The 23,655-nt window shown below is 68.5% G+C and carries 20 protein-coding genes; 10 read left to right on the plus strand and 10 right to left on the minus strand.

What is annotated here, in order from left to right; genetic code table 11:
• Nucleotides 1–25 precede the first annotated feature (25 nt).
• Both ACFVVM_RS33450 and purF read right to left on the minus strand, forming a co-directional pair.
• Nucleotides 26–1,621 (minus strand): ABC transporter substrate-binding protein, encoded by a 1,596-nt coding sequence (locus tag ACFVVM_RS33450; RefSeq protein WP_387626517.1) that lies wholly within the window; start codon nucleotides 1,619–1,621, stop codon nucleotides 26–28.
• 325 nt (nucleotides 1,622–1,946) lie between these two features.
• Nucleotides 1,947–3,527: an amidophosphoribosyltransferase gene (gene purF / locus ACFVVM_RS33455; RefSeq protein ID WP_387626519.1), complete on the minus strand. Its 1,581-nt coding sequence runs from the start codon at nucleotides 3,525–3,527 to the stop codon at nucleotides 1,947–1,949.
• Between the two features lie 255 nt (nucleotides 3,528–3,782).
• Between purF and ACFVVM_RS33460 the strand changes: the two genes are divergently transcribed.
• Entirely contained in the window at nucleotides 3,783–5,102 is a 1,320-nt protein-coding gene (locus tag ACFVVM_RS33460) for a YhgE/Pip domain-containing protein (RefSeq protein WP_387626521.1), read from the plus strand.
• A gap of 1 nt (nucleotide 5,103) precedes the next feature.
• Here the strand turns inward: ACFVVM_RS33460 and ACFVVM_RS33465 are convergent, their stop codons facing one another.
• On the minus strand, nucleotides 5,104–5,514 hold the full coding sequence (locus ACFVVM_RS33465; RefSeq protein ID WP_387626523.1) for a sterol carrier family protein: 411 nt from the start codon (nucleotides 5,512–5,514) through the stop codon (nucleotides 5,104–5,106).
• A gap of 319 nt (nucleotides 5,515–5,833) precedes the next feature.
• Here ACFVVM_RS33465 and ACFVVM_RS33470 point away from each other — a divergent pair, with 319 nt between their 5' ends.
• Nucleotides 5,834–6,232 carry a HicB family toxin-antitoxin system gene (locus tag ACFVVM_RS33470; protein ID WP_387626525.1) on the plus strand — a complete coding sequence of 133 codons (399 nt, stop codon included), beginning with the start codon at nucleotides 5,834–5,836 and terminating at the stop codon, nucleotides 6,230–6,232.
• A gap of 45 nt (nucleotides 6,233–6,277) precedes the next feature.
• Here the strand turns inward: ACFVVM_RS33470 and ACFVVM_RS33475 are convergent, their stop codons facing one another.
• Entirely contained in the window at nucleotides 6,278–7,063 is a 786-nt protein-coding gene (locus tag ACFVVM_RS33475) for a thioesterase family protein (RefSeq protein WP_387626527.1), read from the minus strand.
• Between the two features lie 100 nt (nucleotides 7,064–7,163).
• Here ACFVVM_RS33475 and ACFVVM_RS33480 point away from each other — a divergent pair, with 100 nt between their 5' ends.
• The 3 genes from ACFVVM_RS33480 to ACFVVM_RS33490 are packed head-to-tail and all read left to right on the plus strand — an operon-like array spanning nucleotide 7,164 to nucleotide 9,718.
• Nucleotides 7,164–7,781, plus strand: a complete 618-nt coding sequence (locus ACFVVM_RS33480) for a TetR/AcrR family transcriptional regulator (RefSeq protein WP_387626529.1) — start codon at nucleotides 7,164–7,166, stop codon at nucleotides 7,779–7,781.
• Between the two features lie 46 nt (nucleotides 7,782–7,827).
• Nucleotides 7,828–8,718 (plus strand): ribonuclease Z, encoded by an 891-nt coding sequence (locus ACFVVM_RS33485; RefSeq protein WP_387626531.1) that lies wholly within the window; start codon nucleotides 7,828–7,830, stop codon nucleotides 8,716–8,718.
• Entirely contained in the window at nucleotides 8,681–9,718 is a 1,038-nt protein-coding gene (locus tag ACFVVM_RS33490; protein ID WP_387626561.1) for an alpha/beta fold hydrolase, read from the plus strand. Before ACFVVM_RS33485 ends, ACFVVM_RS33490 begins: the two co-directional genes overlap by 38 nt.
• On the opposite strand, the gene ACFVVM_RS33495 is transcribed toward ACFVVM_RS33490, so the two are convergent.
• Both ACFVVM_RS33495 and ACFVVM_RS33500 read right to left on the minus strand, forming a co-directional pair.
• The gene (locus tag ACFVVM_RS33495) at nucleotides 9,708–10,229 is read right to left on the minus strand and encodes a CPBP family intramembrane glutamic endopeptidase (protein WP_387626533.1); all 522 of its coding nucleotides are present in this window, start codon (nucleotides 10,227–10,229) and stop codon (nucleotides 9,708–9,710) included. The two genes, ACFVVM_RS33490 and ACFVVM_RS33495, sit on opposite strands and share 11 nt — an antisense overlap.
• A gap of 122 nt (nucleotides 10,230–10,351) precedes the next feature.
• A complete protein-coding gene (locus ACFVVM_RS33500; RefSeq protein ID WP_387626535.1) occupies nucleotides 10,352–12,082 on the minus strand; it encodes an alpha/beta hydrolase in 1,731 nt (576 codons plus the stop codon).
• A 137-nt stretch (nucleotides 12,083–12,219) separates the two neighbouring features.
• On the opposite strand from ACFVVM_RS33500, the gene ACFVVM_RS33505 reads away from it, so the two are divergent.
• Nucleotides 12,220–12,510, plus strand: a complete 291-nt coding sequence (locus tag ACFVVM_RS33505) for a YiaA/YiaB family inner membrane protein (protein WP_336086490.1) — start codon at nucleotides 12,220–12,222, stop codon at nucleotides 12,508–12,510.
• A 46-nt stretch (nucleotides 12,511–12,556) separates the two neighbouring features.
• Here the strand turns inward: ACFVVM_RS33505 and ACFVVM_RS33510 are convergent, their stop codons facing one another.
• Both ACFVVM_RS33510 and purL read right to left on the minus strand, forming a co-directional pair.
• Nucleotides 12,557–14,353 (minus strand): alpha/beta hydrolase, encoded by a 1,797-nt coding sequence (locus ACFVVM_RS33510; protein WP_387626537.1) that lies wholly within the window; start codon nucleotides 14,351–14,353, stop codon nucleotides 12,557–12,559.
• Between the two features lie 21 nt (nucleotides 14,354–14,374).
• Nucleotides 14,375–16,666 carry a phosphoribosylformylglycinamidine synthase subunit PurL gene (purL, locus tag ACFVVM_RS33515; RefSeq protein WP_387626539.1) on the minus strand — a complete coding sequence of 764 codons (2,292 nt, stop codon included), beginning with the start codon at nucleotides 16,664–16,666 and terminating at the stop codon, nucleotides 14,375–14,377.
• Between the two features lie 108 nt (nucleotides 16,667–16,774).
• Here purL and ACFVVM_RS33520 point away from each other — a divergent pair, with 108 nt between their 5' ends.
• The gene (locus tag ACFVVM_RS33520) at nucleotides 16,775–18,073 is read left to right on the plus strand and encodes a glycosyltransferase 87 family protein (RefSeq protein ID WP_387626541.1); all 1,299 of its coding nucleotides are present in this window, start codon (nucleotides 16,775–16,777) and stop codon (nucleotides 18,071–18,073) included.
• 4 nt (nucleotides 18,074–18,077) lie between these two features.
• Here ACFVVM_RS33520 and ACFVVM_RS33525 read toward each other — a convergent pair whose 3' ends face one another.
• Together ACFVVM_RS33525 and ACFVVM_RS33530 are read right to left on the minus strand one after the other, a co-directional pair.
• A complete protein-coding gene (locus tag ACFVVM_RS33525; RefSeq protein WP_387626543.1) occupies nucleotides 18,078–19,367 on the minus strand; it encodes a M18 family aminopeptidase in 1,290 nt (429 codons plus the stop codon).
• A 32-nt stretch (nucleotides 19,368–19,399) separates the two neighbouring features.
• Nucleotides 19,400–19,837, minus strand: a complete 438-nt coding sequence (locus ACFVVM_RS33530) for a MarR family winged helix-turn-helix transcriptional regulator (protein WP_387626545.1) — start codon at nucleotides 19,835–19,837, stop codon at nucleotides 19,400–19,402.
• Nucleotides 19,838–19,870: 33 nt separating this feature from the next.
• Here ACFVVM_RS33530 and ACFVVM_RS33535 point away from each other — a divergent pair, with 33 nt between their 5' ends.
• Genes ACFVVM_RS33535 through ACFVVM_RS33545 form a run of 3 tightly spaced genes read left to right on the plus strand, consistent with a single transcriptional unit; the run spans nucleotide 19,871 to nucleotide 23,415 of the window.
• Nucleotides 19,871–20,947 carry a substrate-binding domain-containing protein gene (locus tag ACFVVM_RS33535; protein WP_387626547.1) on the plus strand — a complete coding sequence of 359 codons (1,077 nt, stop codon included), beginning with the start codon at nucleotides 19,871–19,873 and terminating at the stop codon, nucleotides 20,945–20,947.
• Between the two features lie 39 nt (nucleotides 20,948–20,986).
• Nucleotides 20,987–22,180 (plus strand): hypothetical protein, encoded by a 1,194-nt coding sequence (locus ACFVVM_RS33540; protein ID WP_387626549.1) that lies wholly within the window; start codon nucleotides 20,987–20,989, stop codon nucleotides 22,178–22,180.
• The gene (locus ACFVVM_RS33545; RefSeq protein WP_387626551.1) at nucleotides 22,177–23,415 is read left to right on the plus strand and encodes a hypothetical protein; all 1,239 of its coding nucleotides are present in this window, start codon (nucleotides 22,177–22,179) and stop codon (nucleotides 23,413–23,415) included. Before ACFVVM_RS33540 ends, ACFVVM_RS33545 begins: the two co-directional genes overlap by 4 nt.
• The last annotated feature ends 240 nt before the right edge of the window (nucleotides 23,416–23,655 follow it).

A 23,655-nucleotide genomic window follows, 5' to 3' on the forward strand; every position in this document is an offset into this window, starting at 1 on the left:
GATCCGGACGCGGCGGGTCCGTAACTCACTTGCTCAGTACCGTGAACCGGAACTTGAAGGAGCCGTCGAGGGTGTCCTCGACGCCGGACAGGCCCGGCGTCGACACCGCGACCTGCTTACCCGAGAGCAGCGGCAGCGTGGGCAGGAAGTTCTGCGCCAGATCGGTCTGGATCTTCTCGATCAGCTCGACCCGCTTGGCCGGATCGGCCTCGGTGGTCTCGGCGGTCAGCTGCGCGTTGATGCCGGGATTCTCGAAGTGCGACTGCAGGAAGTTGTTCGGGCCGAAGAAGGGCGTGAGGTAGTTGTCGGCGTCCGGGAAGTCGGGGAACCAGCCGAACTGGTACATCGGGTAGCCGTCGGAGGCGCGTTCCTTCTGGTAGGTCACCCACTCGGTGGACTGCAGGTTCACCTTGAACAGCCCGGAGCCCTCGAGCTGGGACTTGATCGCCGCGTACTCCTCCGAGGAGCTCGAGCCGTAGTGGTCGGGGTTGTACTGCAGGTTCAGCGTCACCGGCAGGGCCACACCCGCGTCGGCGAGGAACTTCTCCGCCTTCGCCTTGTCCGGCTTGGCGCCGTAGAGCTCCTTGAGCGGCTCGGCCGCACCCGTCATCCCTTGCGGCACATAGCCGTACGCGGGCTGATAGGTGCCCTTGTACACACCGGCGGCCAGCGCCTCGCGGTCGATCGAGGACGCCAGTGCCTTGCGCACGGCCAGCTTCTGCTCGGGGCTGGTGCCCGGCATGGTGTTCATGTTGAACACGATGTAGCGCAGCTCGCCGCCGGGGCCGTCGGTGACCTTCACCTTGCTGTCGCCGCGCAGGGTGTCGATGTCGGTCGGGGTGAACGAGCGGTAGCCGACGTCGACGGCGCCGTTCTGGATGTCGAGCTTGAGGTTGTCGGAGGTGGCGTAGTACTTGGTGGAGACCGAGCTGTTCTTCGGGGTGCCGAGGATGCCCTGGTAGTCCGGGTTGGCGCGGTATTCGACCAGCTTGTTCTTGTCGTAGCTGCTGATCGTGTACGGGCCCGAGTAGCCCTTGCCCGCGACGACCTCGTCGTCGGTGGCGACCTTGTCGGCCGGGAACACCGCCTCGTCGACGATCGGACCGGCCTGGGTGGGCAGGATCGTCGGGAAGGTCTGGTCATCGGCGACCTTGAGCGTGAACGCGACGGTGAGATCGTCGACCACATCGGTCTTGTCGAGATTGCCCAGCAGCGAGGCGGGGCCGTGCGGATCGTTGATCGCGATCATCCGGTCGAAGGAGAACTTGACGCTCTTGGCGGTCAACGGATTCCCGCTGGCGAACTTCAGGCCAGGCTTGATCGTGCAGGTGTAGACGGTCGACGTGGTGAACTCGCACTTCTCGGCCGCATCGGGCTTGGGCGTCGGATCGCCCGGCGCGAAATTCAGCAGATACGAATAGATCTGGTTCTCCACCATCAGGGACCCGTTGTCGTAGGCCGCCGCCGGATCGAGCGAGAAGATCTTGTCGGTGGTGCCGACCACGATCCCCGCCCCCGACCCGGCCTCGTCGGTCCGCCCCGAGCCACACCCGGCCAGCGCGACCCCGACCACGGCCGCAACACCCACCGCGACAACTTGTTTCGCACGATTCTTCAACATCAGGTTCCATTCTCGAACACTGCGCGGCCACGGCACCCGGATCACGGATGCGCCGACAACGCGTTGAGCCAGCGATATTGCGGGGAACCGTACAGGCGAACCATTACCGCCCAGTTTCGAATTCAACGAAAGATTGCCGTGATGTTATGAACTAATCTTACGAAATACCCACTCCCTGAAATTAATTACCTAAATATCCCCAACCACCCGAAAACGTTTATCCTGACCCACCACCCACTGGTCGAGTCCTCGGGGTGCGCGCCTCACGACGACGACAAAAACAGCCCCGGATCCTGGGATCCGGGGCTGTTCGCTGAGAATCGGGTTACGGGCGGCTCAGGGCGTCCACGTTGACGTTCTCGCCGAGGAGTTTCGCCTCCGGCTTGCCCGAGAGCATGCCCTCGAGGACGTTCTTGCCGATGGCGGCTTCCTGGGGCAGGGCGATCGGGTAATCGCCGGTGAAGCAGGCGGTGCACAGGCGGGAGCGGGGTTGTTCGGTGGCGGCGATCATGCCGTCGGTGGAGATGTAGCCGAGGCTGTCGGCGCCGATCGAGCGGCGGACGTTCTCGACCATGTCCGCGTAGCTGTCGTCGGAGCCGGTGCCGTTGGCGATCAGTTCCGCGCGGGAGGCGAAGTCGATGCCGTAGAAGCAGGGCCACTTCACCGGCGGTGAGGCGATGCGCACGTGGATCTCGAGCGCGCCGGACTCGCGCAGCATGCGGATCAGCGCGCGCTGGGTGTTGCCGCGCACGATGGAGTCGTCGACGACGATCAGGCGCTTGCCGCGGATCACCTCACGCAGCGGGTTCAGCTTCAGCCGGATACCCAGCTGACGGATGGTCTGGCTGGGCTGGATGAAGGTACGGCCCACATAGGCGTTCTTCATCAGGCCCTGGCCGTAGGGAATGCCGGAACCCTGCGCGTACCCGACCGCGGCGGGCGTCCCCGACTCGGGCACGGGGATCACCAGGTCGGCGTCGATCGGATGTTCCTTGGCCAGCTTGCGGCCGATCTCCACGCGGGTGGAGTGCACCGAGCGACCGGCGATCGTCGTATCGGGACGCGCCAGGTACACGTACTCGAAGACGCAGCCCTTGGGCTCGGGATTGGCGAACCGCATCGAACGCACGCCGTCGGCATCGATCGCGAGCAGCTCGCCCGGCTCGATCTCGCGCACGAACGAGGCGCCGACGATGTCGAGCGCGGCGGTCTCGGAGGCGACCACCCAGCCGCGGTCGAGCCGACCCAGCACCAGCGGGCGCACGCCGTGCGGGTCGCGCGCGGCGTAGAGGGTGTGCTCGTCCATGAAGGTCAGGCAGAACGCGCCGCGCAGCTGGGGCAGCAACTCCATCGCGGCCTGTTCGATGCTGGAGTCCGCGGCGGCGTGGGCCAGCAGCGCGGTGACGATGTCGGAATCGGAGGTGGCGCCGGTCATCTGCGGGCGGCCGTTGACCACGCCCGCCCCGATGAGACCGAGTTCGCGTGCGCGCCCGGCCAATTCGGCGGTGTTCACCAGGTTGCCGTTGTGGCCCAGGGCCAGGCCGGAGCCGACGGCGGTGGTGCGGAAGATCGGCTGGGCGTTCTCCCAGGTCACCCCACCGGTGGTGGAGTAGCGACAGTGACCGACGGCGATGTGCCCCGGCATGGCGCCGAGGGTCTGCTCGTCGAACACCTGGCTGACCAGGCCGAGATCCTTGAAGACCAGGATCTGGGAGCCGTCGGAGACCGCGATGCCCGCCGCCTCCTGACCGCGATGCTGCAGCGCGTAGAGGCCGTAGTAGGAGAGTTTGGCGACGTCCTCGTCCGGAGCCCAGACGCCGAAGACGCCACACTCCTCACGGGGCTCGTTCTCGGGCTCGTCCAGAAGTGCGGATGTGCTGTCGATCGTCGGATCGGCGTCGGTCACCGTTTGCTCCCTGTTCGGGCGGGCTGGGGGCACCCGTCATTCTACGGGTGATTCGGGTCTCGACGTGCACCACGGCGCAAACCCGGCGCAATCGACCGCAGTGATCACGCGAATTCCGGAGTCACAGCTGTTACCGTGCCGATCGTGACCACCGATGACAGTGCGCACGAACCTGCTGATTCCCCAGCGTCTCCCGTGAACAACGCCGCATCGGTGCCGAAGGATTCCGATCCGGCACCGCGGACGGAAGCGACGTTGGACACACCCCGGATTCCACCTCGGCGCTGGGTCCGGATCGTGCTCGCGCCGACCATCGTCCTCTCCATCGTGTTGTCCCTGCTCGGAGTCATGTATCTGGCCTACATCTCCGATCCGGAGGGAAATCTGCACGATTTCCCGATCGCGCTGGTCAACCAGGACGTCGGTGACACCATCGACACCGGCACCGGGACCGAGCAGGTCAACTTCGGCAAGCAGGTAGCCGACGCGCTGGTGGCGGGAATGCCCGCGGACCAGGTCGACCTGAAGGTCGTCGGGATCAGCGAGTCCGAGCGGCTGATGCGCACCGCCCAGATCTACGGCGCCATCATCATCCCCAGCGACTTCAGCAAACGGCTGGGCATTCTCGGGGTGGGCAGCGTGGTCGGCGGCGAGATCGAGCGCCCGATCATCACCGTGCAGACCAATCCCGGGATGGGCCCGTACTCCGCGGGCATCGTGACCCGCATCGGCGCGCGGGCGATGACCGAGGTGAACGCGCAGGTCGGGCAGCAACTGACCGCCCAGGTCCGCGACACGCTCGCCGCGACCCCGGAGGGCGCGCCGGAGCCGCAGATCTCCGGCGCCGCCCAGCTGACGCTGACCCAACCGATCCACGTGGTCGAGCAGGACTGGCGACCGCTGAGCCAGGGCGCGGGCCTCGGCCTGACCGCCTTCTTCTACGCGCTGCTGATCCTGATGGCGGGCGTGGTCGGCGCGATGGTCATCCACACCATGGTCGATGCGCAACTGGGCTTCCAGCCCACCGAGTACGGCCCCTGGTACGTGCACTATCCGCCGACGCCGATCTCGCGCTTCCACACCCTGCTGATCAAGTGGGGCGTGATGATCATCGTGGCCGTCGTGATCTCCCTGCTCTATCTGATCGTGGCGAAGGCCTTGGGTGTGGAAGGCAACCAGCCCATGCAGCTGTACCTGTTCTCGGTACTGGCGCTGATCGCGGTCGGCCTGACCTGTATGGCCTCACTCGCCGCCTTCGGCACCGCGGGCCTGCTGATCAACCTGGCCGTCTTCGTCATCCTCGGCCTGCCTTCCTCGAGCGGCACCGTGCCGATCCAGGCGACCCCGAAATACATCGCCTGGCTGGCCGATTTCGAGCCGATGCACCAGGTCTACCTGGGCATGCGCTCGATCCTGTACTTCGAGTCCGACTACACCGCGGGCCTTGGCCGTGGCATCTGGATGTCGCTGCTCGGCCTGCTGCTCGCCCTGGTCGGCGGCGTCGTCATCACCAAGTACTACGACTACAAGGGCCTGCACCGGGAGAACCTGATCGACAAGAAGGCCGCCGCCTGACCTACCCGCCGGCCGGATCCCCGGCCGCGCGCAGCGCCACGATCGGCAGCCAGGCCGCGATCTCACCCGCCCGCGACCCCGACACCGACAGCGCACCGGTCTCGACCGCGTCATCGAAATCCAGGAGCCCGGTCGCCAGCAACAGCCAGGTCCGCGGGTCCGTCTCGACCACATTCGGCGGTGTCCCCCTGGTGTGCCGCGGCCCCGCGACACACTGCACCGCCACGAACGGCGGCACCCGCACCTCCACCGAATGCCCCGGCGCACTCCCCGCGAGCGCCCGCGCCGTCCCCCGCACCGCCGCCCCCAAATCCGTCCGCCCCGGCGCCGGAGCACTCGCATCACGCAGCCAGTCCCCCACCGCGATCACCGCTGCCCGAACCTCCGCCGGATCCACCACACCTCGAGCCACGAATCGACCCTACCCACCCCGCCCTCTCGCGAACGCCACCATCCGAATGCCCGATTCGTCTACTCGATTAGACTTGTTTTCGTCAAATAAACTAGACTATATTGGTGATTGCATCGGAACCCACGCGCACCACCCTGAAGCGCCTCGTTGCAGCCGGATTCACCAGCCGCCGAGGCAAAGGCAGCCACACCATGTGGATCTGCAAACACAGAATTGTCACGGTGACTGTGGCTTCCGGGCACAATTCACAGTCACCAGGCGTGGTCCGCACCGTCAACAAGGCGATCGCCCAGTGCCAGGCTCAATGCACGGAGGAACAATGACCACCTACCGGATCGATGTGTCCCGAGACGATCGCTGGTGGATGATCCGGATCCCCCAGCTGGATGGCGTCAACGGCAACATCGAAGGCCTGACCCAGGCGCGGCGCTACGCCGACATCATCAAGGAAGCCACGGACTACATCTGCACGGTTGCCGACGTCGCTCCTTCGACCGTCGAACTCGACGTCACCGCGCACGTGGGCGAAACCGATGTCACAGCAGCGGCCGACGAAGTCGCTCGAGCACGTGCCGAGGCGGCCCGGCAGGAGGCGCACGCCATGCGAGTCGCGACCGCGACCGCTCGGCAGCTGGCTGCCGAGGGCGTACCGGTCCGCGACATCGGCGCCGTACTCGGCGTGACGTTTCAACGGGCATCCCAACTGGCCAACTCCTGAGACTCGGCCGCGGCGAATCCGGCACGCGCACGCGTCGAGTACAGCTCAGTCCAGTGGGCGGATGGTGAGGGTTTGCTGGGCTACGCCGACGGGGCCTCGGGTGTCGTGGAGGACGGTGCTGGTGAGGCCGTGGCCGGTGTGGCCGAAGGTGACGGTGGTGTCGAGGCCGGTCCAGGGGGATTCGGGGGTGCGGTGGAGGTGGATGGTGAGGTCGACGTTGGGGAACATCCACTTGGTGGGTTCCTGGCGGACGGCGATGCCGTTGGCGGTGTCGACGAGGGCGATGAAGGCGGCCAGTGGGTCGACGGGTTCGTCGGCGACGAGGTCGAGCGGAGTGCGGACCCAGGCGGTGGTGCGGCCGGGCTGGGGTGTGCCGACGGGGCGGGTGTCGAGAGATCGGATGTAGCCGCCGGGCCAGACCGAGGTGAGCGGCCAGGAGTCCAGTGATTCGGGCGCGGGGAGCCGATCGGGTGCGCCACCGGCCACGCTGTCGGTGTCCTGGGTGCTCAGGAACCAGGCGCGGGCGCTCACCACATCGCGTCCGGCGATGGTGACCGTGGCCTCGACCAGCTCGATGGTGCGACCGGGCCGCACGGTGCGCACCTCGATGTCGAACTCCTCGACGCCGATCCGCCCCAGGATGTCGAAGCTGATCCGGCTCATCGCGAGCCCGGGACGCTGTTCGCGCGAACGCAGGATCTCGTGCACGACCAGGCCGCCGAGCGGGCTGAAGTGCTGCTCGTCGGCAGCCCAGGCCCCGCCCGCGTGGACCGTCGGCACGAATCGGTGCGGACCGACCCGGCGGAAGTAGCTGGTCGCTGGCGCGTTCATCTCCGTCACGTTTATCAACCTACGGGTCGAATTTCATTCTCGCCAGTCGATCAGACTTCTGGGAGGTCGAGACAGCGACCGACCTGGCTATGATCGGCTGATGACCACGGACGAGGCCGTCGCGCCGCCAGGGCGCGCCGCGCGGCGCCGCGATCGCCGCAAGGCGGAGATGATCGAGGCCGCGCTGCGGATCCTGTCCGCCAGTGGCTATCAGGGCATGCGGTTCGAGGACGTGGCCGAACGCTCCGACATCGCGAAAGCCACGCTGTACCACTACTTTCCGAGTAAGGACGCGCTGGTATCCGCGGCACTGGAGAAGCTGACCTCCGATGTCCTGCTCCACCTCGGCGCCGCCCTCGAAACCGCGGCCGACCGCTCGCCCACCGATCGACTCCGCGCCCTGATCGCCGAGCAACTGCGCGTGCTCACCGTGCTGTATCCCGAAGTGGGCAAACTCTTCTCGTTCCCCGCGCCGTGGCCCGACGAGCACAGCGAGGCCATCAAGACCATGCGCCGCCGCCACGACCGCATCTTCCGCGAAGTCGTCGACCTCGGGGTCACCTCGGGCGAGTTCGACTGCCCCGACCCCTCGGTGGCCCTGCACTGCCTGCACGGCATCCTGAACCACGCCTCCATCTGGCTGCGCCCGGACGCCGATCCCGACGGCCGGACCCGCGATGCCGTCGTCGAGGAGGCACTGCGCCTGTTCGTCCGCTGACCGAAACCGCGTGGCGCGACCGTGGCGAACCCGCGAGGATGGAGCGATGTCCAATCGGGAACTCCTCGTGCTGGGCACGGCTGGAGCTGTGCCCACGCGCCGCCGCAATCACAACGGATATCTGCTGCGGTGGGACGGGAAGGGGGTGCTGTTCGATCCCGGGGAGGGGATTCAGCGGCAGATGTCGCATGCGGGGGCTTCGGCGACGGAGTTGCATTGGCTGTGTGTGACACATTTTCACGGAGATCATTCGCTCGGCGTGCCCGGGATCATTCAGCGGCTGGGGCGGGATGGGGTTCCGCATGATGTGCACGCGGTGTTTCCCGCCGACGGTGCCGAGTATTGGCAGCGGTTGAAGTACGCGACGAGTTATTTCGGGGAACCCTCGCTGGTGGAGCATCCCGTCGACGGGGCGGGCGAGACGCTGGCGGGCGACGGGTTCACGATCACCGCGCTGCCGCTCGACCACAGCATCCCCACCTACGGTTACCGCCTCGCCGAGCCGGACGGGCGGACGTTTCTGCCCGAACAGCTACGGGCACACGGGATCTCCGGGGCGGCGGTGCGGGAGTTGTCGGGTGAGCTGCTGGCGGAGTGCACGGCGCCCAAGCCGGGGCAGAAGGTGGCGTTCGTGATGGATACGCGACTGTGCGACAACGTCTTCGCGCTCGCCGACGGCGTGGACATGCTCATCATCGAGTCGACCTTCCTCGACTCCGAGACCGACCACGCGCACGAACGAGGACACCTCACCGCACGTCAGGCAGGCGAGGTCGCACGCAGCTGCGGTGTGAAAACCCTTGTCCTGACACATTTCTCCGAGCGATACGTCGAATCCCACGACCCCCTGTTCCTGGAACAGGCCGACTTCCCCGGCGCCGTCCTCGCCCACGACCTCGATCGCATCCCCCTCCCACCACGCCGCCCGACGCCGTGATTCCCGAACCACACACCACAGCGAAACGGCGCTCGACCAGCTCGTCGCGACCGCGCTGGTCACAACCGGGTCGACCCCGACTTCGACCACCCCGCTCCACCCGGTATCGCAGAAGTCGTACATTCATCCCATGTCGAGTTTCACGGATCCCCTCGAACCGACGACCCTGCGGTTGCGCGGTGTCGACGGACTCACGCTCGTCGCCGACAGCTTCGGCCCCACCGACGGCCAGTTGGTCGTGATGTTGCACGGTGGCGGTCAGACCCGGCACTCGTGGAAGCGGACGGGGCGGGCGCTGGCCGCGCAGGGGATGCGGGTGGTCGCGGTGGACGCGCGTGGGCACGGTGACAGTGACTGGTCGCCGACGCGCGACTACTCCCGCGACACCATGGTCGCCGACCTCGACGCCATCCTCGCCCAGCTCGGGGCGACGGCGGAGGCCGGCGCGGTGGTGGTCGGGGCGAGCATGGGCGGGATCACCGGCCTGATGGCCACCGCGACGCCGGGCGGTGCCGCGATCCGCGCGCTCGTGCTGGTCGACATCGTGCCGCGCTCGGAGACCGCGGGGGTGGCGCGCGTGATGGACTTCCTCGGCAGGCACCGCGACGGCTTCGACACCCTCGACCAGGTGGCGGACGCCGTCGCCGCGTACATGCCGCACCGCCCGCGTCCCGACAGTGCCGACGGACTGCTGCGCAACCTGCGTCAGCGCGAAGGACGCTGGTACTGGCACTGGGACCCGGACCTCATCACCGACGTCGACGCCAACCCCGAGGGCCGGATCGAGGAGATGGAGGCCGCCGCGGCCGCCCTGACCATCCCGGTCCTGCTCGTGCGCGGCGGCAAGTCCGACGTGGTCAGCGACGAGGGCGCCGCGGCCTTCCTCGCCCTGGCGCCCCACGCCCGCCTCGCCGAGATCGGCACCGCCGCCCACACCGCGGCCGGCGACGACAACGACGCCTTCACCGACGCCGTCGCGGGCTTCGTCGCTACCGCCTGAGCTCGATCCACCGCGCCGCGATGGGTGCGAGCGCTCCCCCGGCGTTGACCGCCAGGTGCAGGAGGGCGGGCGCGGTGGCGCTGCCCGAGCGGCGGCGGAGTTCGCCGAAGATCAGTCCGGCGATGGTGGTGGCCAGCACGGTCACCGCGACCGGTTCGCCCGCGGTCCTGGCGGGTTGGATGTGCCACAGGCCGAAGTCGAGTGCGCTGATCGCGGGGGCCGACGACCCGAGCGACTCGTCGAGCAGCGGGTCGAGAGTGCCGCGGAAGACAGCCTCCTCGGCCAGCACCGTGCCCACCGGAATGTGCAGGGCGATCCACTCCAGCGTCGAGGTCTCCGGCACCCGCTCGGCGACCTCGAGCGGGAACCGCCGCAGCGCCGGAATCGACAGCGCGACAGCGAAACCGGTGAGCACCACCGCCGAACTGCCGATCCCCCACCGAAACCCGCTCGCCGAGAACCAGTTCGGGCGGCCACGGAACACCGCCGTATATCCCGCCGCGAACAACACATTCGCCGCGGTACGACCTCGCAGCGGGAGCTCGAGAGCCGGGAGCGCCCGATTGCTCCACAGCAACGGGATAGCCAGTGCTACAGCACCTTTCAAATGCTGCACCCGTCTACGGAAGCGGCTCACTTCACCACCCGCTCGTAGACCTCCGACAACTCCAGCGACATCCGGATCCGCTCCACGACCTCCGGGCTCACCCCCGGCGGCGCGGCGACCGCCAGCCAGCCGTCGAGCACCAGCGTCCCGTATCGATGCCCGTGCCCGTCGACGACGCCCTGCGCGTTGGTGAGGTCGGCGGTGACCTGCCAGAACGTCACGAACGGGGCCCAGCGCATCTGGGTCGACACATCGGAACCGCGCGGTTCGCGCAGCCAGTCGGGGCGGGTGAAGATCAGGTCCGCCGACCACCACACGATGGGGTCGGAGGGGTGTTGCAGGTAGGCGATGCGGGGCGGCAGCCAGGTGTCGGCGGGTCCGAGATCGCTTGCGTCGTCGGCGAATCGGACGACGAGGCCGTCGGCGTACACCGGCGTCACCTCCGGTGAGCCGGGATCACGCCGGTCGACGAACTGGCTCCACAACCGATTCGAGTTCGGCGGACCGACCCACAGCGCGCCGTCGACCTTCTCGCGCAGATCGGCGAGCCCTTCGAAGGCCTCCTCCGAGCCTTGCGACCCCAGGCTCTCGCCGTAGACGAACAGCTTCGGCCGGTGCCCCTCCGGTTCGGCCAGCCACCGCTGGTGCACCGCGTCGAACAGCTCCCGGCTGGCCGCGGCCGCCTTCTCCCGGTCCGACAGGAACGAGAGCACGCTGGGCAGATACGAGAACTGGGTGGCGACGATGGCCGTGTCGCCGCCGTAGAGGTACTCCACCGCGCCCGCGGCCATGCCGTTGACCCACCCGGTGCCGGTGGTGGTGACCACCACCATGGCCTCGCGTTCGAAGGCCTTGGTCCGTTCCAGCTCGGCGACGGCCAGCTGCGCCGCCGTCTGCCCACTGGCCATCGATTCGAGCCCCACATAGGCCCGGATCGGTTCCTGCGCCGGTTTTCCCGTCACCGCGGCGATCTGTTCGGCGCCGGGCCCTTTGGAGACGAACCAGCGCCCCTCGAAGCCGAGGGAATCCCACTCGGCGAGGGAGGCGGGACTGCCCGATCGCTCGGGCTTGGACGGCTGCACCGCGTATTCGGAGGTGTGGTCGTTGCGCACGCTGAACGCGGAGTTGGCGACGGCGAAGAACGCCCGCGAGGCGACACCGTTGAAGATCGTCACCGTGAACACCACCAGCACGAGCAGCCCGGCCGCGGGCGCGAGTTCGCGCGGTACCCGCACCCAGCGATTGAGCTGGCGGGCCAGCACCAGCACCGCCACCCGCACGGTCCGGTAGGCCGCGACGACCGCCACCCCGACCGCGGCACTGAGCAGACCGGTCCGCAGGTAGGCCGAGGTCGTCGTGCCCTCCATGCCCATCAGCGAGGTGATCTCGCGCTGCCAGCGCGCCGACTGCACCAGCATCAGCGCCGCGGTGAGCGCGCAGGCCCCCACCAGCGTGGCCTTGATCGCGTACCGCACCCGCCCCTGCGGTCCGGCCATCGGGATCCGGTCCCGCACCCACCGCCGGAACAGCCACTCCAGCAGACAGCCGAGCCCGTACCCGATGGCGGCGTTGATGCCGCTGATCAGGCCCTGGAAAAGCCAGTCGCGGGGCACCAGCGACGGGGTCACCGACAGCGCGAAGAACAGCGTCGCCAGCAGCAGGCCCGGGTAGTTGAGATCGATGACATCCTCGAGGCGGCGCACGAGGACACCGCCGCGCGCACGCAGCGTCGCCACCCTCGAACCGTCTCCGGACATCGTCCCAGTATGGCGGCCGGGTCGGACAAACCACGGGTTCGGGGCCGTGAATCCCCGTAACGAGTACCGATAACACCTAGCCGAACTCGAGTAGTTGTACCCGTCTGCGGCGGCCGCGAGGTCCGCACACTGAGACCATGAGCACACCCAATGCCAAGCCGAAGAACACCTCGGCCTACATGGCCCAGGCCGCGATCGCGTTCGCCGTCAGCCTGTTCGGGACCGGCGCCGGAATCGCCTACCTGCCGTTGGACGGCTGGCAGCGCGCGTTCCTGGCGATGTCGGGCCTGTTCCTGGTGACCAGCTGCTTCACCCTCGCCAAGGTGGTACGCGACCAACAGGAGACCCAGTCACTGATCGGGCGGATCGACGAGGCGCGGCTGGAACAGCTGATCGCCGAACACAATCCGTTCAAGTCGGTGTCGTGAGGGAGCCGGGCCTGCCACGATCGAGGGGTTCGTGGCAGGCCCGATCTCACTTCAGCTGCCGTTCGGTGGCCATCGATTCGATCAGATACGCCTTGATCCGCTCCGCCAATTCCGGTGTGTAGTCGGCCGGTTGGGCCACCGCGGCCCACGCGTCGGGCACCAGGTTGCCGTAGTTGTGACCGTGACCGTCCGAAACCGTCTGCGCGCGTGGCAGATCCGCCGCGACCTGCCAGAACGTGACGATCGGATACCACGACATCGACGGCGACACATCGGGTCCGCGCGGTTCGCGCAGCCAGTCGGGCTGGTTGAACAGCAGGTCCGGTGACCACCACACCACTGGGTCGGAGGCGTGCTGCAGGTAGACGATGCGCGGTGCGGCCCAGTTCGGCGACGGTTTCTCGAGCTGATCGGCATCGGCGGCGAACCGCACCGACAGTCCGTCGGCGAAGATCGGGGTGATCTCCTCGGTGCCGGGATCGCGGCGGCGCACGAACTCCGACCAGAGCCGGTTGGAATTGGGCGGGCCGACCCAGAGCACGCCGTCGGTGCGGTTGCGGATGTCGGCCAGCCCGGAGAACGCGCCCTCCGAACCCTGCGAACCGAGGCTCTCGCCGTAGACCAGCAGTTTGGGCCGGTTGTCCTCGGGCAGCGCCGCCCAGCGCTCGTAGACCTTGTCGAACAGCAAGCGGCCCATCGACATCGACTTGTCCCGGTCGGACAGGAACGACAGCGCGCTGGGCAGATACGAGTACTGGGTCGCCACCAGCGCGGTGTCACCGTTGAACATCAGCTCGACAGCCTCGGCGCTGGTCGTGTCGACCCAGCCGGTGCCGGTGGTGCTGATCACCACGAGCACCTCGCGTTCGAAGGCCTTGGTGCGGTCGAGTTCGGCGACGGCCAGGTCGGTCTGCGCCTCGAAACCGTCGGCCGATTCCAGCCCGGTGTACACCCGGATCGGTTCGCGGGCAGGCTTTCCGGTGACCTGCTCGATCGCCAGCGGCGTCGGCGCGTTGGCGACGAACCACCGGCCCTCCGAGCCGAGGGTGTCCCAGGCCGCGAGTGAGGCCGGACTACCGGAACGTTCGGGCAGGGTCGGCTGGATCGCGTGCGCGGAGGTATGACTGTTGCGCGCGCTGAACGCCGAATTGGCCACCGTGAAAAAGGCTTTCGCCAGCACACCGTTGAACAGCAGCACCGCGACCACGCCGACGATGAGAATGCCGAGCGGCCGGGCGATCGAGGTGGGAATGCGCACCCACTGGTTCAGTCCGCGAGTCACCGTGCGGACCAGGCGAACCACGGCGCGCGAGATCCAGATCAGCAGGCTCACCACCACCGCGCCGACCAGCGTCGTGCGCAGATAGCCCGCCAGTGATTCCGAGACCGGCTCCATGCCCATGAGATCGGTGATCTCGCGCTGCCAGCGTGCCGACTGCAGGGTGATCAGGATCGCGAACACCAGGCACACGGTCACGATCGCGGTCTTCACCGCGAGCGTGGTCCAGCTCGGCCGCTGCGCCCAGACCTCTTTCGCCCGGTCCGGCCAGGAGATTCGCGGCCAGACCCAGCGGCGCCAGGCCCACGCCAGCGCGCAGCCGAGGCCGTAGCCGATGGTGGCGTTGATGCCGCTGACCAGGCCCTGGAAGAACCAGCCGCGCGGCAGCAGCGAGGGTGTCATCGACCAGCCGAAGAACATGGTGGCCACGACGAGGCCGGTGTAGTTCGGGTGGAAGAACCGCTCCACCAGGTGGATTACGCGGAGCTTGCCGGAAGTCGGGGCCGCCGGGGCAGGTGCGGCGGCGGCCGGAGGGGGAGCCGAGCTCGCATCATCGATGGTCAAGCTCGACTCCTCATCCGTTGACTAGGTGTGCGCTCCGAACAGCTTAGGCAGCGTGCCTTCGAACGCCGAACGCAATTCGTCGAGTGTCACCGAGAACTGGCCCTGCACCTCGACCGAATCCGAGCCCTGATCGACCACGCCGATGCGCACCCACGGCAGCTGGCGCGCGTCGCACATCTTGGTGAAGCGGGTCTCCTCCGAGCGCGGCACCGCGACGAGCACCCGGCCCGCCGATTCGGAGAACAGCTGCACGAACGGGTCCGAACCCTCGGGAAGCACGATGCGGCAACCGGTTTCACCGGCCAGCGCGGCCTCGATGACGGTCTGCGCCAGGCCACCTTCGGACAGGTCGTGCGCGGCGGAGATCATGCCGTCGCGCGAACCCGAGGTGAGCACCTCCGAGAGCAGCTGCTCGCGGGCGAAGTCGACCTTGGGCGGCACGCCACCGAGGTGGTCGTGCACGACCTGCGACCAGATCGAGCCGTCCAGCTCGTCGCGGGTCTCGCCGAGCAGGATCAGCGACTCGCCGGGCTCGAGGCCGAGGCCGGTGGGGATGCGACGGTGCACGTCGTCGATCACGCCGAGCACGCCGACCACCGGGGTGGGCAGGATCGCGTCCTTGCCGGTCTGGTTGTAGAAGCTGACGTTGCCGCCGGTCACCGGGATGCCGAGGGCCGCACAGCCATCCGCCAGACCACGCACGGCCTGCTGGAACTGCCACATCACGCCCGGGTCCTCCGGCGAACCGAAGTTGAGGCAGTTGGTGACGGCCTTCGGGGTGGCGCCGGTGGTGGCGACATTGCGGAAGGCCTCGGCCAGCGCCAGCTGCGCGCCGGTGTAGGGGTCGAGCTTGGTGTAGCGGCCCGAGGCGTCGGTGGCAAGGGCGATACCGCGGCCCGAGGACTCGTCGATGCGCACGACGCCCGCGTCGGCGTGCTCGGCGAGCACGGTGTTGCCGCGCACGTAGCGGTCGTACTGCTCGGTGATCCACTTGCGGCTGCACAGCTGCGGGCTGGCGATCAGCGTCAGCAGCGTCTCGCGCAGTTCGTCGGCGGTCTTGGGGCGGGGCAGGTTCGCGGTGGTGTCGGCGATCAGCGCGTCCTGGGAATCGGGACGCTGCACCGGGCGCTCGTAGACCGGGCCCTCGTGGGCGACGGTGCGCGGCGGCACATCCACCACGGTCTCGCCGTGCCAGGTGATGACGAGGTGATCGCCGTCGGTGACCTCACCGATGTCGGTGGCCAGCACATCCCACTTCTTGCAGACGGCCATGAAGGCGTCCACGTTCTCGGGGGTGACCACCGCGCACATGCGCTCCTGCGATTCGCTCGACAGGATCTCGGCGGGGGTCATGTGCTTGGCGCGCAGCGGGACCTTGGTCAGGTCGATGTGCATGCCGCCGTCACCGGCCGCGGCCAGCTCGGAGGTGGCGCAGGACAGCCCGGCGCCGCCGAGGTCCTGGATGCCGACGACCAGCCCGGCCGCGTACAGGTCCAGGCAACACTCGATGAGCACCTTCTCGGTGAACGGGTCACCGACCTGCACGGCGGGCAGCTTCTTGCGGCCGGTGCCGGTCTCCTCACCGGAGAAGGAGTCCGAGGCGAGCACGGAGACGCCGCCGATCCCGTCGAGGCCGGTGCGCGCGCCGAACAGGATGATCCGGTTGCCGTTGCCCGAGGCGAAGGCCAGGTGCAGGTCTTCCACGCGCATCGCGCCCGCGCACAGCGCGTTCACCAGCGGGTTGCCCTGGTAGGAGGGATCGAAGACGGTCTCGCCGCCGACATTGGGCAGGCCGAGCGAGTTGCCGTAACCGCCGACGCCGCGCACCACACCGTCGACCACGCGACGGGTGTCGGGGGCATCCGCGGCGCCGAAGCGCAGCTGGTCCATCACCGCGATCGGACGGGCGCCCATCGCCATGATGTCGCGCACGATGCCGCCGACGCCGGTGGCCGCGCCCTGGTAGGGCTCCACGTAGGACGGGTGGTTGTGGCTCTCCACCTTGAAGGTGACGGCCCAGCCGTCGCCGATGTCGACCACGCCGGCGTTCTCGCCGATCCCGGCCAGCATCGAGGCCTTCATCTCGTCGGTGGTGGTCTCACCGAAGTAGCGCAGATGCACCTTGGAGGACTTGTAGGAGCAGTGCTCGCTCCACATCACCGAGTACATCGCCAGCTCGGCGTCGGTGGGGCGGCGGCCCAGAATCTCCTTGATGCGGGCGTACTCGTCGTCTTTGAGACCGAGTTCCTTGTACGGCTGCGGAGCATCCGGGGTGGCTGCGGCGGTGGCGACGGTGTCGACCTGCAGTGTCACGGGAGACCAGGGTCCTTTCGGCCGGGGAGGAACTTCAGGTCATGAGTCTAATGCTGGCCCGATCACACCCGCGCTTCGGCTGGGTCGGCACCCGTTAGTCTTGGCCCCGTGAACGAAAGTCCGGGGGTTGCCGAGCAGGTCGCGCAGCCTGTTCCCGCGCATGACGCGGCACCGAGTACTACTCCTTCCGGACCTCCGGCCCACCCGCCGAACGCCCGGCAGATGCGCTGGTTGGCGGCCGCGATCGGGTTGTTCGCCGTCTCGGCGCTCGTCGCCGTGCTCGCGCACTGGTGGAGCGGGTACATCGACCTGCAGGTATACCGCAACGGCGCCCGCGTGTGGCTCGACGGCGGCGACCTGTACGGCCCGATGCCCCCGGTCTACGGGCTCGGCCTGCCGTTCACCTACCCGCCGCTGGCCGCCGCGTTCTTCGTACCGCTGGCGCTGATGCCGCTGGCGGTGGCCGAACTCGTCGTGCTCGCCAGCTCGGTGGTGAGCCTCGGTATCGCGCTGTGGCTGGTGCTGGCGCGGGTGCGTCCCGAGCTCGACCGCATGACGGTGCTGACCGTGATCATCGCCGGCATCGGCTTCGCCCAGTTCCTCGAGCCGGTTCGCCAGACCTTCAACTTCGGCCAGATCAACCTGGTGCTGATGGCCGTGATCGTCATCGACGTGCTGGTCCGCAAACCGTTCTGGCCGCGCGGGATGCTGATCGGCATCGCGGTGTCGATCAAGCTGATCCCGGCCGGCTACCTGCTGTACTTCCTGCTGCGCCGGGACTGGAAAGCCGCGGCGACGCTGGTGGTCTCGGCGGCGGGCGCGGTGGGTGTCGGGTTCCTGCTGTTCCCGCGCGACTCGATCGAGTACTGGTTCCACACCGTCTCCGACACCGGCCGCATCGGCACGCCGTACTTCGCGGGCAACCAGTCGATCAAGGGCACGCTGTTCCGGCTCGGCATCGACGAGTCGCTGGCGACCGGCCTGTGGATCGCGCTGTCGCTGCTGACCGTGGCGCTGGCCGCGGTGTGGATGTACCGGCTGATCGAGGCGGGCAACGAGGTGGCGGCGCTGCTGGTCAACGCCGCCGCGATCCTGCTGGTCTCGCCGGTGTCGTGGTCGCACCACTGGGTGTGGGTGGCGCCCGCGCTGGTCGTGGCCGTCGACCTGGTCGTGCGCGGACGCTCCCGCGGATTCACCGCCATGGTGGCGGTGTTCACCCTCATGTTCCTCGTCGGCCCGCAGTGGGTTCTGCCGCATTCGGAGGGCAAGGAACTCGACTGGACCTGGTGGCAGCAGATCGTGGGCAGCAGTTACGTGTGGGCCACGTTCGCGGTCATCGTGTACGCGGTGGTCACCTACCGGCCCGCCAAGAAGCCCTCGGCCGAACCGGAACTCGCCGCGGCCTGAGCACTCAGTCCTCGGCCGGGGTCAGGAAGGCGGCGAGGGCGGCAGCGTAGGCGGGGACGTCGGCGGCGCCCATGAGTTCGCGGCACGAGTGCATGGCGAGTTGGGGTGCGCCGACGTCGACGGTCGAGATGCCGGTGCGGGCGGCGGTCATCGGTCCGATGGTCGACCCGCACGGCAGGTCCGCGCGGTGGACATACCGCTGCAACGGCACCCCCGCCTGCGCACACGCCAGCGCGAAAGCCCCCGCACCCGCCGCGTCGGTGGCATAGCGCAGATTCTGGTTGACCTTGAGCACCGGCCCGCCGCCGACCTCGATGCGATGCGCGGGTTCGTGTCGCTCGGGGTAGTTCGGGTGCGTGGCGTGCGCCATGTCGCCGGAGACGACGATCGAACCGGCCAACGCGGCGAGGTAGTCCGCGCGACCGCCGCCGCGGGCGAGCACGATCCGTTCCAGCACGGCGGGCAGCAGATCGGACTGGGCGCCGCGATCGGACTGGCTGCCGACCTCCTCGTGGTCGAACATCACCAGCACCGGCGTCGCCGTGCCCGGTTCGTCGACCGCGGCCAGGAAGGCTTGCAGTCCGGCGTAGCAGGTGCCCTGGTTGTCGAGGCGGGGCGCGCTGACCAGATCGTTGTCGCGGCCGACCAGGGTGCTCGGGGCGAGATCGTGGGTCATCAGTTCCCAGCCGAGCACATCGGCACCGGCGACCCCGGCCCGCTCGGCGACGAAGTCGAGGAACGAGACCGGTGTGTCACCGATCCCCCAGATCGCGTTCACGTGCCGCTGCGGATCCAGGGTGACCCCGCGCCGATCCTCGGACAGGTGGATGGCCAGCTGCGGCACCCGCAGGATGGGCTCGTCGATGCGGACCAGCACATCGTTCAGCCGCGCGCCCTCGCGCACGCTCAATCGTCCCGACAGCCCGAGTTCGCGGTCGAGCCAGGAGTTCAGCCACGCCCCGCCGTACGGCTCGAGCCCGACGAGCTGCCAGCCCGCCGACGCCAGGTCGGGATGCTGCTTCACGCGCAGATTCGGGCTGTCGGTGTGCGCGCCGACCACGCGGAACGGCTCGGCGGGCGTGTCCGCGATATCGGACCACGCGATCAGCGAACCACCGCGCACCACATAGTGTTTGCCACTGGCCTGCTCCCACGCCTGCGCCTCGGTCAGGGGCGTGAAACCGTTGGCGTCGAGTTCGGCCGCCACCGTCGCGCACACATGGAACGGCGAGGGTGACGCATCGATGAAGGCACACAGTCCGCTGGCCGTGGCCGCTGTCAGAGATACCGGCATGACGGCGATCCTAGGCGCCGGAGGCGGCGGGCTCAGTCCTCGAGTTCGGCGATGACCGACAGGGCGGCGACCAGATCGGTGTAGCGGCGCGCGCCCAACCGGCCCCGGAGCTCCTCTTCGGCGCACTGTTCCTGCGCGCGAATCCGGCCGACCAGCTTGGCGCCGAGGCTGCTCAGGCCGATCAGGATGCGCCTGCGGTCATCGGTGGCCGCGACCCGGAAGATCAGGCCGCGTTCGGCGAGATGGTCGGCGTGGCGGGTGGCCGAGGACGGGGCCAGGCGCGCGTGGGCGGCCAGTTCCGACATGGTCACCCCGTCGTCGGTGGACAACTGCGACAGAATCGCCCAGTGATCCGCCGTGAGATTGTCCGCTGTCAACGCGGATTCGAGTTGACCGACCCAATTACGCTCCGCCGAGCGCAGGGCGCCGTGCAGCGTGGAATAACCACTGATGATGGACACCGACGACATTCCCACCTCTCGCACTAGGCGATAGGGTACAGAATGCCCACGTTCGACGAGAGCCGGGACGAAACGATCGAGATTCTCTCGATCGTGCCCACCCAGGGGCCGGGTGGCATCATCGCACCGTCGTGCACCGCCGCCATTTCCCTGGCCGTCGATGAAATCAACAGCGGCACAGGAATTCTCGGTCGTGAAATTCGGCTGACAACCATCGACGGCGGGCGGAAACCGAACGAGGTGGCCGCCGAGGTCGAGGCACTGATGGCCACCGGAATGGTCGGCGCGATCACCGGATGGCACACCTCCGCCGTGCGCCGCGCGGTCGCCGTCGCCGCCGACGGCCGGGTCCCCTACCTGTACGCGACCGGCCACGAGGGCCTGTCCGACGAACGCCCCGGTGTGCTCCTGGTCGGCGAACATCCCGACCAGCAGATCGTCCCCGCCGCCGCCTGGTTGTCGCGCGAACTCGGCGTGCGCCGCTGGGCGGTGATCGGCAACGACTACATCTGGCCCCGTCAGACCGCCCGCGCCCTGCGCCGAGCCCTCCCCGCCCCCGGCGACATCGTCGTCGAGCGCTACGTCCCCCTCGGCACCACCGATTTCCGCGCCTTCCTGCACGATCCGGTACTGCTGCTGGCCGACGCCGTCCTGGTCCTCATGGTCGGCGCCGACACGGCCCGCTTCAACCGCCAGTTCACCACCGCGGGCCTGCCCCCGATCCTTCCCCGCCTCAGCCCCGCCGTCGACGAGAACGTCCTGCTCAGCGGCGGCCCGTCGGCGAACACCAACCTGTACGTGGCATCCAGCTTCTTCGTCGACGACCACCTCACCGACGGCCGCGCCCGCCGAGATCGCTACCGCGAACACCAGGGCACCTTCGCCCCCGCCCTGACCACCTTCAGCAACGCCACCTACGAGTCGATGCACATCCTGCGCGCCCTGGCCGACACCGTAGGCACCCTCGACGTCACCACGATCTCAGCCCGCCTGGCCGACGGCATCACCCTCGACGGCCCCACCTCCCGCCGCGGCTTCCGAGGCAACCAGGCCACCGGCCCCACCTTCCTCGCCGAAGCCGACGGCGTCGACTTCACCATCATCGACGAGCTGATCTGAACCGTTCGAAGATCGTTGCGAGACAGCTAATGTCATCGCGTGGAAGCCGCACAGGTTCAGAAGAAGCTCGAACTCTCCGCCGATGAGGACTTCATCCTGACGGCATGGCAGTACCGGATGATGCAGCGCGACATCGCCGCGTCGAAGGGCAAGCACCTCGCGGGCAAGCGCGAGGCCCGCAATGTATTTCGCACCGGCGTGGTCGATGCCATCGGACAGCGCGAGGACGAGGACTGGTCATCGGCGGTCGCCGCGGCGGTCCGGCAGATCGCCGCCGATGGCGCGGCGCCGGATCTCGAGGTCCTCGAATCCGCTGGGCCGCAGCTGTCCTCGCTGGTGGCGCGGAGGTCGCGCGCCCTGCTGCTGCTCATCGACCTGTACGGCTTCGAACCGTGGGTCGAGGGCAAGTGGGACAAGGGTGTGCGCGCCGAGACGCTGGGCGAGGCGCATCGGTCGATGGATCAACTGCATCCCGAAGACCTCGACGCAGTCGAAACCGCCTATCGAGACGCGATCAAGACCCTGTCGAAGACGGGTTCCTGGACCAAGTACGCGCTGCTCGCCGGAGCCGGGCTCGGACTCGGCGTCCTCACCGGCGGCCTCGCCGCACCGGCCATCGCCGGTGCGTACGGAGCACTCGTGCTCGGCTATTCGGGCGCGGTCGCCACGACCGCGGGCATGGCCGCGCTGGGCGGTGGATCGATCGCCGCCGGTGGCTTCGGCATGGCCGGTGGCGCCGCCCTCATCACCGGACTCAGCGGCGCGGCCGGGGCCGGTGCGGTCACGTTCGCCGGTAAGGCCGCCGGGTTCACCGCCGCTCGCGTCGCTGCCGACGCCATCCGGCTCCACGTGGTAACCCAGCTCGTCCTGCGCGATGTCGACGGCAACGAGGAGGCGGCCAAGGCCGTCATCGTCAGCCTCCGCGAGCGGGTCACCAACCTCGGCAGGACCGTCGCGACCCTGGCCGAACGCATCGAGATCCTGCGCGCGCAGCTCGAGACCAAGCAGGCGGAGGTGAACGCGGAACGGGAGCAGCGGGTGGCGGCCGAAGACCGCGTCGCCCGCTTCCGCGCCGTCGCCGACCGGCTCAAGGAGCGCGTCGCCGGCCCCGAGGACGCGGAACTGCAAGCCCTGCTCGCCGAACTGGAAGAACTCGAAGGCGAGAAGAAGACCACCGAGACCCTCGCCGAAGGGGTCACCGCCCTGGCCGACGACCTCGAGGAAGCCGCGTGAGCACCGACGACCGGACCCCACCGGTCGACGCCGACTTCCTCGGCAACCTCGACGCCCTCACCCGCGACCTCGACGACATCGAAGCCCTCGCCGCCGCGGCCCTGTCGGACGAGCCGATCGACCAGGCGACGACGCAGCGCCTCGCGCACGCGCCGACCGGCCTCCGCTACGACGAACTCACAGCCCACAATCAGCGACGCCGCGAGGTCGAAGCGTGGGGCGAGCCCGAGATCGCCGACATCCTTGACCCCGTCGCGCTGGCACAGCTCGAGGCATGGCGGGCAGCGGCGCGACACCCGTGGGAGGGCGGCGACTTCGTGGTCGTCGGTGCCGCCGGGCTCATCGGCGCACTCGCCGCCCTCTACGACACCCGGGTCGACGCCACCGTGCTCAAAGGCCTGAGCTCGTTGAAGAACAGCGACCTGCTGCGCCGGTGGGAAAAGGACTCAGCCCGGCTCCCCATCGACTACACCGGCCCGAAATTCGGCGGCCCCGCACACCGCGTCCGATCGGCGGGCCACGACATCGGCCGCTTCTTCACCGCACTGAACCAGGTCCGCACCGGCACTTTCGAGGGAACATGGTGGGACGACGGTCAGCGACTCGTCACCCGGGTCACGACCACCCGATCCGGCCTACCGTTCGCCCAGGCCCCCGAACTGCACCACGCCATCGCCCTCCTGATGAAGCACTGGGCCGCCGACTTCGTCACCCCCATGAGCCTGCCGCTACCCGGCTGGACCCTGCTAGGCGACATGCCGATCCGCGACCTACGCAAATTCGCCGACGCCGCCTACGCGGGAACCAACACCGGCGACGGCCTGAACCTGCGCTCAGGCCTGCTCACCCCCGGCCTCGGAATGCTGGCCACAGAACTCGTCATCCGAACCCACACCCACCTGACCGCCTACAACTCGACCGGCACCCCCCGCCTGGAACCGTCCGCAGCGGCCAAACGCACAGAAATGCTGCTCGCCGCACACACCGCGGCCGGCGCGATCAGCCTGTCGAAAACCGCAGCCGCCGCCATCACCGGCGAGACAGCAATCGCCGCCCGCCACCTCAACGTCCCCGTCCTCCTACGAGTCGGCACCCTCGCCCTCCAGGTCCGCTCCGACACCACCACCCGAGCACAAGCCGGCACCCCATCATGGACACAACTACTCACCGACGAAGCCACAACCTGGACCCTCCCCGAAGCAATCACCCTCGCAGACCTACTGACCGACGCCTGAACCCGCCAGCTCCCGCACCCCCGGCCACATCACCAAACCCGAAGTCAGCCACCTACCGGGCTCCAAGCCACACACCAAACCCGAAGTCGGCCACCTGCCGCACTCCCAGCCACATCTCGCCACTTAAGTCCGCCATGACCGCACTCCCAGCCCCGCACCCGCGACCCCGAGGAGCGGCGGCCACGCAGTGGCCGGTCGCGGCCGGGCCGCCGGTTAGGCGCCGCGGCGTACGCGACGAAG

Origin of the sequence: Nocardia sp. NPDC058176 (genome assembly GCF_042883805.1) — a bacterium.
Lineage (GTDB): Bacteria > Actinomycetota > Actinomycetes > Mycobacteriales > Mycobacteriaceae > Nocardia.

Coding starts and splice junctions, on each gene's coding strand:
- ACFVVM_RS33450 (WP_387626517.1), bottom strand. CDS start 1,621: ATGTTGAAGAATCGTGCGAAACAAGTTGTCGCGGTGGGTGTTGCGGCC.
- ACFVVM_RS33470 (WP_387626525.1), top strand. CDS start 5,834: ATGACCACCTACCGGATCGATGTGTCCCGAGACGATCGCTGGTGGATG.
- ACFVVM_RS33475 (WP_387626527.1), bottom strand. CDS start 7,063: ATGAACGCGCCAGCGACCAGCTACTTCCGCCGGGTCGGTCCGCACCGA.
- ACFVVM_RS33480 (WP_387626529.1), top strand. CDS start 7,164: ATGACCACGGACGAGGCCGTCGCGCCGCCAGGGCGCGCCGCGCGGCGC.
- ACFVVM_RS33485 (WP_387626531.1), top strand. CDS start 7,828: ATGTCCAATCGGGAACTCCTCGTGCTGGGCACGGCTGGAGCTGTGCCC.
- ACFVVM_RS33500 (WP_387626535.1), bottom strand. CDS start 12,082: ATGTCCGGAGACGGTTCGAGGGTGGCGACGCTGCGTGCGCGCGGCGGT.
- ACFVVM_RS33505 (WP_336086490.1), top strand. CDS start 12,220: ATGAGCACACCCAATGCCAAGCCGAAGAACACCTCGGCCTACATGGCC.
- ACFVVM_RS33525 (WP_387626543.1), bottom strand. CDS start 19,367: ATGCCGGTATCTCTGACAGCGGCCACGGCCAGCGGACTGTGTGCCTTC.
- ACFVVM_RS33530 (WP_387626545.1), bottom strand. CDS start 19,837: ATGTCGTCGGTGTCCATCATCAGTGGTTATTCCACGCTGCACGGCGCC.
- ACFVVM_RS33535 (WP_387626547.1), top strand. CDS start 19,871: ATGCCCACGTTCGACGAGAGCCGGGACGAAACGATCGAGATTCTCTCG.